The sequence below is a fragment of the Winogradskyella sp. HB-48 genome, from assembly GCF_049942685.1.
Taxonomy (GTDB): domain Bacteria; phylum Bacteroidota; class Bacteroidia; order Flavobacteriales; family Flavobacteriaceae; genus Winogradskyella.
Genome location: NZ_CP187934.1, coordinates 671338 through 684961, shown reverse-complemented (window position 1 = coordinate 684961; position 13624 = coordinate 671338). Strand labels below are relative to the sequence as shown.

The window sequence follows — 13624 nt, the reverse complement described above, 5'->3', positions numbered from 1 at the left end:
TTACACTCTCGATCCTATCGACTTAAAGAATACATAGCCAAAGCCAATACAAAGCATTAAGTGAAATGGGAATAATCCAAAATCTCCCCCTTGGTCTCCAACGATAAATGCACTGTAAAGCCCAAATGCAAAATACAACATTAAGATACCTTCTAAAACAACATTTTTAGATAATGATTTTTTAAGATACTTGTTGTTTTTCCAGTTGTCTTTAAACTTCTTAATATTAAATTTAGGTGTTCTTACAAATTCACTTTTTTTACCCATGTGGCCTTCTATAACCGCTACGGAATTGTGAAGTGAAAAGCCCATAGCTATAGAGAAAAAGGTAAAAAACATCCCTATATAACCAAAGAATTTTTTGAAACCGCTTCCGTAGATATTTCGGTACATAAACCAATAACAAACAAAGAAAATAATGGTACTCATTATAAAGAAACTCATTACATAGAAATAGTCTCTTAAATGGCCATATTCATTCTTTATATATAACATAGGTATGCTTAGAACAGCTACTATGAAAATATTTAAAAACATAGTACTATTTAGCAAATGCAGCAAACCATGTACTTTAGTTTTTGTTGAAATATTTTTAGACCCTAGAACGCGCCAAAGCATCTTTCTAAAGTTCTCAGCACCACCTTTATTCCAACGAAATTGCTGTGATCTAGCAGCACTAATAACTATCGGTAATTCAGCAGGCGTTTCTACATCTTCAAGATATTTAAACTTCCAGTTTCTAAGTTGGGCTCTATAACTTAAATCTAAGTCCTCAGTAAGAGTGTCTCCTTCCCAGTTACCTGCATCCAAAATGCATTCTTTGCGCCAAACACCAGCTGTACCGTTAAAGTTTATGAAATGCCCTTTGCTATTCCTTCCAACTTGTTCTAAAGTAAAATGTGCATCTAGTGCAAATGCTTGTATTCTTGTCAATAAAGAATAATCTCTATTGATATGTCCCCAACGCGTTTGTACAACACCAATCTGCTCATCTTTAAAATAAGGTATAGTTCGTTTTAACCAATTAGGTTTTGGTAAAAAATCAGCATCAAAAATGGCAATGAACTCACCTTTAGCTATTTTTAACCCTTCTTTTAGGGCGCCAGCTTTAAAACCAGCACGATTAGTTCTGGTAATGTGCTTTATATCTAATCCCGTGGCAGCTAATTTTTCTACATGTGCTTTGGTAGAATAAACTGTTTCATCTGTAGAATCATCTAATACCTGAATTTCTAACTTATCTTTAGGATAATCTAATAAGGCAATATTGTCTAATAAGCGTTCCATAACGTACATCTCATTAAACACAGGTAATTGCACGGTTACATTAGGAACTTCATCGGGATTGTTCAAGTTAAAAGTCTCACAATCTTGTCTTTTCTTTTTTGAAGAAAGATAATTATATAGCAAGTTAAGTTGTGCCAATGCGTACAAAAATATGAGTACAATGGCAATAGTGTAAATTAAAATGATGAAATAATGTAGATAAATCACTTAAAACTGTATTTAAAGATCCATGTTAGGATTTTTACGCCTGCAAAGATAGCTCCTTTTATGGTTCCTGAAACTTTTGATACACCAATTCTGTTTTTATATTTTACGGGGATCTCTTTATAACTCAATTTTTGCTTTAATGCTTTTAGCTGCATTTCTACTGTCCAACCATAAGTTTTATCTTCCATTTTCAAGTTTAAAAGCTTATCATATTTTATAGCTCTGAATGGACCTAAATCCGTAAAAGTAGAACCGAAGAATAATCGCATAAGTCTTGTAGCTAGCCAATTACCGAATATTTGTGGCATAGTCATAGAGCCTTGCTCTCGCAATTCCTTTACTCGAGATCCAAGCACAAAATCAATATTTTCATCAATAATCGGCGCAACCAATTTAGTTAGTTCTTCAGGATAGTCACTGTAGTCTCCATCTAAAAAAACTACAATATCTGGCTGGGTTTCTTGTTCTGCAATATAGGTCATACCTTTTAAACAGGCATAGCCATAACCTTTTTGTTTTTCAAATAAGACTGTAGCACCTGCTTTTTTGGCATTTTTTTCCGTGTTATCGGTAGAGTTATTACTAACTACAATAATTTCATCAACGATTGGGGGAATATCGTTAATCACTAAGTGAATTGATTCCTCCTCATTGTAAGCAGGAATGATAACTTTTATGTTAGGCATTTAGTTAGTTTGAAAGCGCAAAATAAACGCCTTATTTCTGATTTACCAAATCCATTAAGTCAACATCGTTTCCAAGAAGGATTTCATTGGGATTAATTCGTCCTTTCATGCTGTCATTTTCTAATTTTAAAACACCTCTCGGGCAAACAGCACTACAAATTCCGCATCCAACACAGCTAGAACGTACTATATTTTCACCTTTTTGAGCATAGGCGCGTACATCAATTCCCATTTCACAATAGGTTGAGCAATTGCCACAAGAAATACACTGTCCACCGTTAGTTGTAATTCTAAATTTTGAAAATAAACGTTGCTGAAATCCTAAAATTGCCGCCATAGGACAGCCAAACCTACACCAAACGCGACTACCAAAAATAGGGTAGAAGCCCGTACCAATAACACCAGAAAAAATAGAACCAATTAAAAATCCATAACTCTTTCTTAAGGTTTCAGATTTAAATAAAAACAACGAATTGTCTTTACTGAAATAATGCAAAGCAAATAAGGACATGATAATCACAAAATAACCAATAGCGCCGTATTTGGCGTCTTTAGCTAATTCTTTACGTTTAAAAAGAAATGTTCCAACAAAAATTAAGGTTAAAAATGAAGCAACAAAAATTAAAAACGACGATTTTGTAAGCCAATATTTACCTGTGTCATTACCCAAATAACTATGGATAACTGTTGTGGTCATTAATACTACGAACACTAAAATAGAGTGAATGACCCAACGTTCAACTTTCCATGCAAATTGAGATTTGTCACTTAGCTGCCTAAAACTATCACCAGCAGTTTCGGCTAAAGCACCACAACCACAAACCCAAGAGCAATACCACCGTTTACCATATTTATAAGTTAAAATTGGTGTTATGATAAATATTGAAACAATGCCAAAAATGAGCATCGCTAAACCAACGTCTCCGGCATTAATAAAAGCATTGACACGATAACCTTCAAAGTTATAATAGTTAAGGGGCCAAATATTTTTCATGTCGTAGTATGGTAAATCACTATTCATTACATACATAAACTCCGGAATTAAAAATGCGAACGCCAACTGAAAAAACATAACTGAAATAGTTCGTATTTGCTCATAACGATTATGTCTATATTTTATAATGAATTTATAGCCAAAAACCAAAATCGCAACCGTGTATAGCGTGCCATAAACAAACCATTGGCTGGCGTTTCTTCCACTTAAAAACTGACTTAAAGGATCAAAAAGCGCAACAAGACCAGTATTGCCCTCACCTTTTTGAGCTAGTCCTAAATACTGTGGGTAAAAATAAAGGACAATATAAAATAGGGTTAACACAACACCAATTAGCCAGCCAATTAATCCTCTTGCGGATAACGATTTAAACCAAATTCCATCATTTTTTATGCCTTTGGATTTGTTTAAATACCAACTGTTAGAAAACCATATAGTACCAATAAACATTAGACTTAAAGCAATAGTTAATACAATGGCTTTGTTGGGGAATCCGACATTAAATAAAGCTAAAACCAAAATGAATAAACCAAGTATACCAACTGCTGACGCTATTTTTTGAGATTTAGTTAATCCATAAGAATTAGCCAGAGACATGCTGTAATTTAATTTTAAGCTCATGTTAGTTAGTTTTTAAGGTATTATTATAACTTGCTTTTATTTCGTATTCAAAACGCTTATAGAATTCCGGATCGAAATTAGCTGCTTCTAAATGGTTAATCACATAGTCCAAATCACGTTTTTCCGTTAGCCACTTGTCGCAAACCTCATGTCGCATTCGTATCCCAAAAGAATTAATGCCCAAAAATTGATTTGTGTCTTTGTGATAGGCTATAGTGATGCATTTAGTGTCATCCTCATGTTTCCAATGAAAATGAACTTCATAATCTGGTTTACTTTTTTTGCCATGAACCCAACCATAGGTTTGGTATTCAATATCAAAAAACTTAGCACTATTGAACCAATGAACTGGTTTGTATTCCATCCTATTACCGCAAATGGTTTGAGCTAAAGTCTCGCCCATCATACGTCCAGTGTACCAAACAGCTTCTATTGGTCTGCGATTACCGATAGCTTCGCGCTGTTCGGCACAATCGCCAATTGCATATACGTTTTTAATATTGGTTTCAAGGAAACGGTTAACTAAAACACCTTTGTTGGTTTCAATATTGCTTTCTTTTAAAAAAGAAATGTTAGGCGAAACACCAGCAGTTAAGCCTACAAAATCACAAGGAATTTCTTCACCATTTTCTTCAATTACAATCGATTTTACTTTTCCGTTTTCATCAGAAACAATCTCTTTCAAGTTGGTAGATAATCTTAAATCTATATGGTGATTTTTAATATGCCTGTTTATCATAGCGCTTTCTCCTTCAGGTAAAACTCCGTTCCAAAAACTAGATTCTCGAACTAAAAAGGTTACAGGTATACTGCGGCTATTTAGCATTTCGGCCAGTTCTATGCCTATAAGTCCACCACCAACAATTACAGCGCGTTTACAGACTTTTTTATTTGGTGCATAGATTTCAAGATGCTCTAAATCTTGTTTGCTGTACAAGCCTTGTACGCCTTTTAGGTCTTCACCTGGCCAACCAAATTTATTAGGTTTACTACCAGTTGCAATAACTAATTTATCATAAGTCATTTGGTCGCCATCAGCAAAATGAAGTGTTTTTTTATCGGTATCAACATTGTTGACATAACCTTTTTTAAGTTGGATATTGTTCTTTTTCCAAAACCAATTCTCATAAGGTTGCGTGTGTTCAAATTTTAGGTGTCCCATGTAGACATACATTAGTGCCGTACGCGAGAAAAAATAATCACTTTCAGCAGAAATCATTGTGATTTTTTTATCAGATAATTTTCTAATGTGTCTTGCAAGAGTAACTCCAGAAATTCCGTTACCTATTATGGCAATATGCTCCATCGTTTTGGTTTAGTTGATGCTTAAGTCGCATTTAAAGATAATACCTTAAAAAATGATTTCAATTTAGAAAGTATTTAAATTAATGATTTTTTGTAAGGTCAAGTACTATATTAAGACGTGCATTTTCTTTATTTTTATGATATGAGGATAATTGTTGTGTTTTTAGTTGGCTTAATTTTTGGGTGTTCTGCAGCCCCTCATAAACCTAGTAAAATTAATGGGGTAAGCTTTGTTGCAGCAAGAGATATTGTAGATAGTACACATGTAGCTCCGGTAGTCAACGTCAATGCAAATTATGCTGCTATAATGCCTTTCGGATTTATAAAAAACCTTGAACATCCCGAGATTATCCACAATACAGACAGGCAATGGTTTGGTGAAACCAGAGCAGGTGCAGAGCAATACATTTCCGAATTACGAAAAGCAAGTATCAAGGTAATGATTAAACCACAGATTTGGGTTTGGAGAGGTGAGTTTACTGGTGAAATAATGATGACGAGCGAAAATGATTGGCAGATATTAGAAAACGCGTATTCCAATTTTATTTTAGAATATGCAGACCTAGCTGAAAAAGTTAATGCCGAACTATTTTGTATCGGAACGGAATTGGAGTTATTTGTGAAATTTAGACCAGAGTATTGGACTAAGCTTATTAAAGACATACGATCTGTTTATAATGGTAAACTGACTTACGCCGCGAATTGGAATGAGTTTGCTAAAACACCGTTTTGGAACCAATTAGATTATATAGGTATTGACGCTTACTTTCCGCTTAGCGACAAAAAGACACCAAGCTATCAAGATTGTTTAGAAGGCTGGAAATCTCATAAGCCAATTATTGAAAAAATTTCAAAGCAATTAGACAGACCAATTTTGTTTACAGAATACGGTTACAGAAGTGTGGATTATTCCGGCAGGCAGCCATGGGTATCCGATCGTACAATGAAAGAAGTCAATCTAGAAGCACAAGTGAATACCACAAAAGCACTTTTGGATACTTTTTGGAATGAGGATTGGTTTGCTGGAGGTTTCGTATGGAAATGGTTTATTATGCATAATGAGGTTGGTGGACATGATAACCCAATGTTTACACCACAAAACAAGCCAGTTGAAGCTGTAATTTCTGAAACCTACGCTGAGTTTAATTAGCTCTAATTTAATCTCATTATAGTTGTACTAATTCATTAAGCATTAGTTTTGTGTAAAAGAAAGGTTTATGCTAACACTTGCTATTGGAGATATTCATGGAGGGCTTAAAGCTTTAAAACAAGTTTTGAAAAGAGCAGAAGTTAGAACTAACGATCAGCTTATATTTTTGGGCGATTATGTAGATGGTTGGAGCGAATCTGCCCAAGTTATTGATTATCTGATGCAACTTTCAAAAACAACTACTTGTGTTTTTATAAAAGGGAATCATGATAAATGGTGCGAACAGTGGTTGGCAGATGGTAGTGTTAATGATGTTTGGTATATTCACGGAGGAAAAGAAACCATAGAAAGCTACGATGGCTTCTCAAAATTAGAGAAAGAATCACACCTTAACTTTTTTGAAGCCATGCCGTTGTATCATATTGACGACGAAAACCGTTTGTTTGTGCATGCTGGGTTTACATCCATGCATGGTGTGCGTAAAGAGATTCATCAAGAAGCGTTTTATTACGACCGAACACTTTGGGAAATGGCATTAACCATGGATAAGCGGATTCAAAAGGCTTCGGAATTGTTTCCCAACCGACTTAAACATTATAAAGAAATATATATTGGTCATACACCAACAACAAGATACCATAAGTACCAGCCTATGCAAGCGGTTAATGTTTGGAACATAGATACAGGTGCTGCATTTACAGGAATGTTGTCGGTGATAGATATAGATACAAAAGAAGTTTTTCAAAGTGATACCTTGATGCATCTATATCCTACTGAAATGGGGCGCAATAAATAAATGACTAAGCTATGTTTTTTTTATAATATGCCAACATCTCATCCGCTGAAGCTCCTAACCAATTTTTGATATGTATGATCCAAAAATGAAACTGTAATTTCCAGATACCAACTTTTTTATAAAGTCTCGCTGAGGATGTGATCTTCTTATTGATGACAGTAAAATGATTACGTTTGTACAATTCACCAATTAAGATATTGTCTTCGTAAATCATGTAATTCTCATCATAACCACCTATTTTGTTGAATAATGACTTGGAAATAAACAAACTTTGGTCACCACCACGACAGGCTTTAAAGTTAAATTGTGTGAACCAGCCTGCAAGTTGCAACCACCAATGAGAACTATCAAACTGCATTCTAAAACAACCAGCTTGATTGCCATTTTTTATTTTATCTATAATGAATTCATCAAAGTTTTTTGGCGGAAATGTATCAGCATGTAGAAAATAGAGAATATCTCCTATTGAAGCTTTAGCACCAGTATTCATTTGTTTGGCACGTCCTTTAGCAGAAGATATAAGGTTAATATCTGTTTGAGTGAAATTCTTTACAATTTCAACTGAATTATCGCTACTACCACCATCAACCACAATAATTTCTGAGATATTTTCAGATGAAGAATTCTCAATAAGATGTAGCAATAGTCTGCCAATGTTATTGGCTTCATTTAGTACAGGTATTATAATACTAATCATACTTCAACTAACGGAATATTTAGGCTTAAGATTTTAATTGTTCAAATCCCAGCTATAATCTTTATAACTCTTTTTTGCCTTGTCTGAAATAGTGATATCAGTGTAATGATTTAAAAATTCAATAAGGCTTCCATCTTGCTCAAAATCTTTCTTAAACCACTTAAATATTTTAGAGAGCTTAAGTTCGTTTTCTGTGATTATGTTTTTTGTTGTATCAGCAAGAAATTCTTTAGTCGCTTTAGTCAATTGCTCGTCTATATTCTTAGCTCTAAATGCGGTATTTTGAAGTTTAGGACAAGATTCTGATGCGCAAACAATAGCAAAATGAATACGTGGTTCGTTCATTTTGCGTAGAATATTGTGTTCAATATCATTAAGGTTCAACCATGTATCACCAAACTTCCACAAACGTTGGTTCCAAGGATCTTTAAGTTCTTTTATACTTTCTATTGGGTAGTTTCTAATAATTAAGTCTATTGTAAGTGCATTGTATGTATTTATCCAAAAAGCTAATTGTTCTTCTTTAGAGCTGCTTTCTGAAGGACTGTTAACACTTAAATAAGAAATGTAATTATTAAGCTTAATGCTATCTTTTTTAAAGGCCTCATAATCTACATCTCCTGATTTTGAAACATGACTGTTTAGCAACTCTGTCCATAATTGGTGGTCAGAATTTTGGGCTAGAACAAAAAATGTCCATCCAAAACATACTATGTAAATGAGGGTTTTCAAACAGGCTTTTATGGTTTTTTGATAATACTTATAATTATGAAGATCTGTTAACAACATCCTCCACCATCATAATGAAAGGTAGATTGGCTAATGAAGATATCATCTCTTCGCAAACTCGCTAAAGCACCAGCTGTTTTGTCGCAAATTGCCAACGGTTGATTTTTTAATAATACGTGACCTGCTTTGTCATCAAAATAATCGTCTGTACCAAAATAGATTGCTGCTTTTCCTGTGAAAACACATGGTCCATCTGCTGGCATAGGATCTTTTATGGCAGCCACCTCAATAGATTCAATATAAATTAATTCATCCGTAGGATAATGCTTAGGGTCTAAGATTCTATAAGGCTTACGTGCTCTTATTTCTATGGTTCCAAATCCAGCATCGGTTAACATTTTTACGTAATCTGCAATTGGTAGACTGCCGCTCAGACAAAGTGCTCGTAGCCTTTCGTCATTTCGTAAGTCGTCATTTATGGGTTGTTCGCAAGTCGGATCGCTCATTACCAAACGACCATGGGGTCTTAAAACACGATACATCTCTGCAATGGCTTTTTTTAATTCTTCAGTTTTAAAAATGTTGAACAAGCAGTTTTGTGCTGCCACATCTATACTACCATCCTCTACTGGAAGATGCAGTGCGTCACCTTTTTTAAGGTCAACGAATTCACTTTTAAACCAAGGGTTGAGTTTTTCAGCCTCTTTAAAATTTTTACGAGAGGCTTCTAACATTTCGTCTACAACATCTACGCCAACGACTCCACCTTTTTGTCTATTGAAATAGGCAAATTGAAGTAACTCCATGCCACCACCAACACCAACATAAAGCATTTTTGGGTTATTTGTTAAGTCGCGAGCATGTACGGTAGAACCACAGCCATAGTTCATTTCTTGCATGATTTTTGGGATTTTTAAACCTGGTAGTTCCCAAATAGGGTTTGTGGTACAGCATAACCCAACATCTGGTGTTAGCGCTGCTTCTTTATAAACGTTTTTTGTAGTCTCTAAGTAGCTCATATTTATAAGTAATAAGTAGAAAGTGAAAAGTATGAAGTGGTATTCTGTGCAAATACTTTGCACTTCATACTATTGACTAAATAGTTTTAATTAATTCTTTAAAAAGAGTAATCATATCTGGCTCAGCTTTATTCGCCATAGCAATGATTTCTGCAATATCTACAGGTTTTAAATTATCTGGGTCGCACTCATCTGTCAAAACGGACACTGCAGCGGCTTTTATGTTTAAATGATTGGCCACAATAATTTCTGGTACGGTGCTCATACCAACAGCATCAGCGCCAATAATTTTAAGCATTCGGTATTCAGCACGTGTTTCAAGCTGAGGTCCAACCACTGATGCGTAGACTCCTTTGTGTAATGTAATGTTGTGTTTTTTGGCGATACTTTCAAACTTAGAAATAATATCAGCATCATAAGGTGCGCTCATGTCAGTAAAACGTTCACCTAGTTCGGAGACACCTTTAAATGCCAATGGAGAACTCCCTTGTAGATTAATATGATCGTCAATTACCATTAATTCACCTTTCTTAAAAGCTAAATTTATGGCACCAGCTGCATTAGATACTAAAAGTGTTTTAATGCCCAGTTTTTCCATAATTCTCACAGGAAATGTCACATCTTGAAGCGTGTAACCTTCGTAAACGTGAAAGCGTCCTTGCATTACAACAATTTTTTTACCTTCGAGATAGCCATAAATTAATTTACCTTTATGAAACTCTACTGTTGCTGTGGGAAAATTCGGAATGTGGTTATAGCTAGCTTGGGCTATAATATCAATTTCGTTGATTAATTGGCCTAGTCCTGTTCCTAAGATTATTCCAACTTCTGGACTGTCAAAACCTTTTGCTTGAAGGTATTCTGTGCTTTCTGTTATTTGTTTAATCATTAAGCTGTTGTATTTTTTCTTGTAATTTTTGATTACTTATATAAAAATCTGAAGCGATTAAATCTTCATAAGTATCAATATCATTTAAAGTTTCTAAAGTACTCACGGAAACATTAAGATGATGTAACTCTTGTAACGTTTTTTTAAGCAAATGTGATTGACTCCAAGGTTTGTTTTTGAATATTTCAGGGATCAAACATTTTAATCCAATAAGATAATAGCCGCCATCTTCTGCCGGCCCAAAAACAACATCATCTTTCTCTAAAGCTTTTAAGCCGTTTTCAATATGAGATGTGCTTATATCTGGAAGGTCAGAGCCAATCAGTACAATTTGTTTGTAACTATCCTCAAAGCCGTCTTTAAAGGCGTTGTACATGCGTTCACCCAGATCAGCACCTTGTTGAATGTTTTTAGGATAATTTTTCCAAGCATCAGTATCTATATGATTAGAAAAATAAATACGAACATCAGAATTTAATTTGGCAACAGTATTTTTTGTGATTTTTAAAAGTTCTTTGTAGACCTCTAGAGCACCAAAATCACCAATGGTTTTGGCTAATCTGGTTTTTACAGATCCTAATGTTGTGTTTTTTACAAATACTATAACAAGATCTTTAGTCATATGTTTTATTTCCTTTTATGAGCCATTGACTCCATTCTTTTGAAAATACATGTACATTTTCAGTGGTTTCATCATTGAGATTGTAAACTTTAAAGTTGTTATTTTTCCATTCAAAAATACCGCCAAATAGATTGAAAACATTGGTATAGCCTTCTTTTTTTAGTTGTTCTGCAATGTCTTCGGATCTGATTCCTAACGAGCAATACACTACGATCATTTGATTTTTATCATTGAGTTTTTTAATAGTGCTTTCTAAATTAAATGCGCTATAACCAACATGTATTGCGTCTTTTAGATGGCTAACTTCATATTCTCTAAGTTCCCTTGCATCTAAAAGAAAGGCATCAGTTTTTGGCATTGCTAGCTCTTGAACAGAAATATATGGTACACTTTCGTTATTGTATTTTTTTAATAATTCTGAAATGGTTTTTTGAGAAAAACCAAGCAGCGAGAACGATAAGAATATGTATAAGATTTTTGTCTTCATATTTTAAGTTTTCCCCACTGGGGAATTAAAGGGGCTTTTTACGCCACAGTGCCTTGGCAACTACTCCCTGCTCCAGCAGTGCAACCATAGCAATGTTGCGAGATTACAATGTTTCTTCCTTCTAATAAATCTTCATTGTATACTGATATATGTTTCACTTTGCTATTTACAGGAAGTTCTAACATCTGGTTGAAATCGCAATCATACAAATAACCATCCCAACTCACCGAAAGTGTATTGGTACACATTACATTGGCAACAGCCGCTGGGTTATACGCTTCCACTAACTGATACATGTAATCTTCATAGTTTTCTGAAGCAATTAGATAATCCAAAAATCTGCTAATGGGTAGGTTGGTAATGGCAAATAGATTGTGAAATTGAATTCCAAAATCTTCTAGCAAGGCCTTTTTAAAATCCTTTTCTATAGAAGCTTGGTTGCTTGGCAAAAAAGCGCCTGATGGATTATAAACCAAATCTAGTCTTAAGTTACTGTCTGGCATACCGTAACCAACAGCGTTAAGTTCTTGTAAAGCTTTTATAGACTTATCAAAAACACCGTCACCTCTTTGTTTGTCTGTTTTGCCACGTGTCCAATGCGGCATTGAACTTACGACATGTATATTGTGCTTTTTAAAGAATTCTGGCAAATCATGATATTTTTTATTTGCAAGAATAATAGTGAGGTTAGAGCGCACTATAAAATCCTTTATACCTGCTTTAGCTGCTTCTTCTACAAACCATCTAAAGTTTGGGTTCATTTCTGGTGCGCCGCCAGTTAAATCTAGGGTATGTGCTCCAGTTGTTTTAATAACTTCCAAACATTGTAGCATGGTTTCTTTAGTCATTATTTCTTTGCGATCAGGACCTGCATCTACGTGGCAATGCTCACAGACTTGATTACACATATAGCCTACATTTATTTGGAGAATTTCAAGCTTTTTGGCTTTTAAAGGAAATTGATTGGTTTCAGCAATTTTATCCTTAAACTTTGGAAGTTCTCCATTCTGAAAAATACCGTTAGATAATATTTCTAACTGTTTTTTACTTTGGGCTAATGCGCTATCGCGTTTATGTAAAGATTTGGTAATCATTAATCGGTTTGTCTTGTTACTATATCTAGGAGAATAATGTTAGGTGAGTTTTGTATTTGAGGTATTTTATCCATCGAGTTTATTTACTTTGTTCATCATTTGAACACCATGAACTAAAGATGCACCACCACGAATAGCACCAGCAACATGGAGGGCTTCCATCATTTCTTCCTTGGTAATCCCTCTCTGTAGGCCGTCTCCTGTATAAGCGTCAATACAATATGGACACTGAATAGTGTGTGCTACTGCAAGTGCAATTAGTGATTTTTCTCTTTCGGAGAGTGCACCTTCCTTAAAAACAGAATTGTAATACTCAAAAAATTTGCTGCCAAGTTCTTCGTTCCAATCAGAAATTTTTCCAAATTTTCTCAAATCGGCTGGATCATAATAGGTTTTAGACATGTTTTTTCAATTTAAATTTGTACGAAAAATCAATATAGTACTTTTTGTCGAGGTTAATTCTTAAAGATTACAGAAAGCGCAGAAAAAAGACAAACTTTTGTGTTTATTGTTAATCAATACTCTATTTTGTCTTCTTTTTCCTCCCATTCTTTAAAGGGTTGAATAGCAATCTCTGGGGCTAATTGTTCAAAAGGAATACTTCTTTCATTGTATGGTAGTGGAATTTCTTTGTAAATAAACGCATCATCAAATCCTATGTTTGCTGCATCTGCTTGGTTACTTCCATAATAAACCTTATCTGGTCTAGCCCAATAAATGGCTCCTAGACACATAGGGCAAGGTTCGCAAGACGTATAAATTTCACAACCTTCTAATTGAAATGACCCTAAGTTTTTACAAGCATCTCTTATGGCTGTTACTTCTGCATGTGCAGTTGGGTCGTTAGTAGAGGTGACCTTGTTATTGCCTCTCCCAACTATTTCCCCATCTTTTACAATTACACAGCCAAAGGGACCGCCTTCATTACTGTGCATTCCTTTTAAAGCAACATTTACAGCTTCTAGCATATATTTTTCTTTTTCACTCATAGTTCAAAAAGCTCAAAAATTTAATTTAAAGTGTAAAAGTAAGTAATGCATA

At 34.6% G+C, this 13624-nt stretch carries 15 protein-coding genes; 2 read left to right on the top strand and 13 right to left on the bottom strand.

Translation table 11 applies throughout. The annotated features are described in order from the left end of the window. Genes ACPX19_RS03205 through ACPX19_RS03190 form a run of 4 tightly spaced genes read right to left on the bottom strand, consistent with a single transcriptional unit; the run spans window position 1 to window position 5101 of the window. Window positions 1–1491 carry a glycosyltransferase gene (locus tag ACPX19_RS03205; RefSeq protein WP_426432423.1) on the bottom strand — a complete coding sequence of 497 codons (1491 nt, stop codon included), beginning with the start codon at window positions 1489–1491 and terminating at the stop codon, window positions 1–3. Continuing rightward, window positions 1491–2180 (bottom strand): glycosyltransferase family 2 protein, encoded by a 690-nt coding sequence (locus tag ACPX19_RS03200; RefSeq protein ID WP_426431445.1) that lies wholly within the window; start codon window positions 2178–2180, stop codon window positions 1491–1493. Before ACPX19_RS03200 ends, ACPX19_RS03205 begins: the two co-directional genes overlap by 1 nt. 31 nt (window positions 2181–2211) lie before the next feature. Next, window positions 2212–3795 (bottom strand): 4Fe-4S binding protein, encoded by a 1584-nt coding sequence (locus tag ACPX19_RS03195; protein WP_426431444.1) that lies wholly within the window; start codon window positions 3793–3795, stop codon window positions 2212–2214. 1 nt (window position 3796) lies between these two features. Further along, entirely contained in the window at window positions 3797–5101 is a 1305-nt protein-coding gene (locus ACPX19_RS03190) for an NAD(P)/FAD-dependent oxidoreductase (protein ID WP_426431442.1), read from the bottom strand. Window positions 5102–5242: 141 nt separating this feature from the next. Here ACPX19_RS03190 and ACPX19_RS03185 point away from each other — a divergent pair, with 141 nt between their 5' ends. Beyond that, complete coding sequence (locus ACPX19_RS03185) at window positions 5243–6250, top strand: glycoside hydrolase family 113 (protein ID WP_426431440.1); 1008 nt, start codon at window positions 5243–5245, stop codon at window positions 6248–6250. Between the two features lie 67 nt (window positions 6251–6317). Further along, complete coding sequence (locus ACPX19_RS03180; RefSeq protein ID WP_426431439.1) at window positions 6318–7046, top strand: metallophosphoesterase family protein; 729 nt, start codon at window positions 6318–6320, stop codon at window positions 7044–7046. A 4-nt stretch (window positions 7047–7050) separates the two neighbouring features. On the opposite strand, the gene ACPX19_RS03175 is transcribed toward ACPX19_RS03180, so the two are convergent. From ACPX19_RS03175 to ACPX19_RS03135, 9 genes are all read right to left on the bottom strand, one after another. Next, complete coding sequence (locus ACPX19_RS03175; RefSeq protein WP_426431438.1) at window positions 7051–7743, bottom strand: TIGR04283 family arsenosugar biosynthesis glycosyltransferase; 693 nt, start codon at window positions 7741–7743, stop codon at window positions 7051–7053. A gap of 33 nt (window positions 7744–7776) precedes the next feature. Next, complete coding sequence (locus ACPX19_RS03170) at window positions 7777–8475, bottom strand: DUF547 domain-containing protein (RefSeq protein WP_426431437.1); 699 nt, start codon at window positions 8473–8475, stop codon at window positions 7777–7779. A gap of 47 nt (window positions 8476–8522) precedes the next feature. Further along, complete coding sequence (gene arsM / locus ACPX19_RS03165; protein ID WP_426431436.1) at window positions 8523–9491, bottom strand: arsenosugar biosynthesis arsenite methyltransferase ArsM; 969 nt, start codon at window positions 9489–9491, stop codon at window positions 8523–8525. 76 nt (window positions 9492–9567) lie between these two features. Further along, window positions 9568–10380, bottom strand: coding sequence for a purine-nucleoside phosphorylase (locus ACPX19_RS03160; RefSeq protein ID WP_426431435.1), 813 nt, complete (start codon window positions 10378–10380; stop codon window positions 9568–9570). Further along, window positions 10373–11002, bottom strand: coding sequence for a TIGR04282 family arsenosugar biosynthesis glycosyltransferase (locus ACPX19_RS03155; RefSeq protein WP_426431434.1), 630 nt, complete (start codon window positions 11000–11002; stop codon window positions 10373–10375). The genes ACPX19_RS03160 and ACPX19_RS03155 overlap by 8 nt, the downstream gene beginning before the upstream one ends. Next, on the bottom strand, window positions 10995–11489 hold the full coding sequence (locus ACPX19_RS03150; protein WP_426431432.1) for a rhodanese-like domain-containing protein: 495 nt from the start codon (window positions 11487–11489) through the stop codon (window positions 10995–10997). The genes ACPX19_RS03155 and ACPX19_RS03150 overlap by 8 nt, the downstream gene beginning before the upstream one ends. A 38-nt stretch (window positions 11490–11527) precedes the next feature. Continuing rightward, window positions 11528–12583 (bottom strand): arsenosugar biosynthesis radical SAM (seleno)protein ArsS, encoded by a 1056-nt coding sequence (gene arsS / locus ACPX19_RS03145; protein ID WP_426431431.1) that lies wholly within the window; start codon window positions 12581–12583, stop codon window positions 11528–11530. A 66-nt stretch (window positions 12584–12649) separates the two neighbouring features. After that, on the bottom strand, window positions 12650–12985 hold the full coding sequence (locus tag ACPX19_RS03140; protein WP_331808504.1) for an arsenosugar biosynthesis-associated peroxidase-like protein: 336 nt from the start codon (window positions 12983–12985) through the stop codon (window positions 12650–12652). 113 nt (window positions 12986–13098) lie between these two features. Continuing rightward, on the bottom strand, window positions 13099–13572 hold the full coding sequence (locus ACPX19_RS03135; RefSeq protein WP_426431430.1) for a nucleoside deaminase: 474 nt from the start codon (window positions 13570–13572) through the stop codon (window positions 13099–13101). Window positions 13573–13624: the final 52 nt, after the last annotated feature.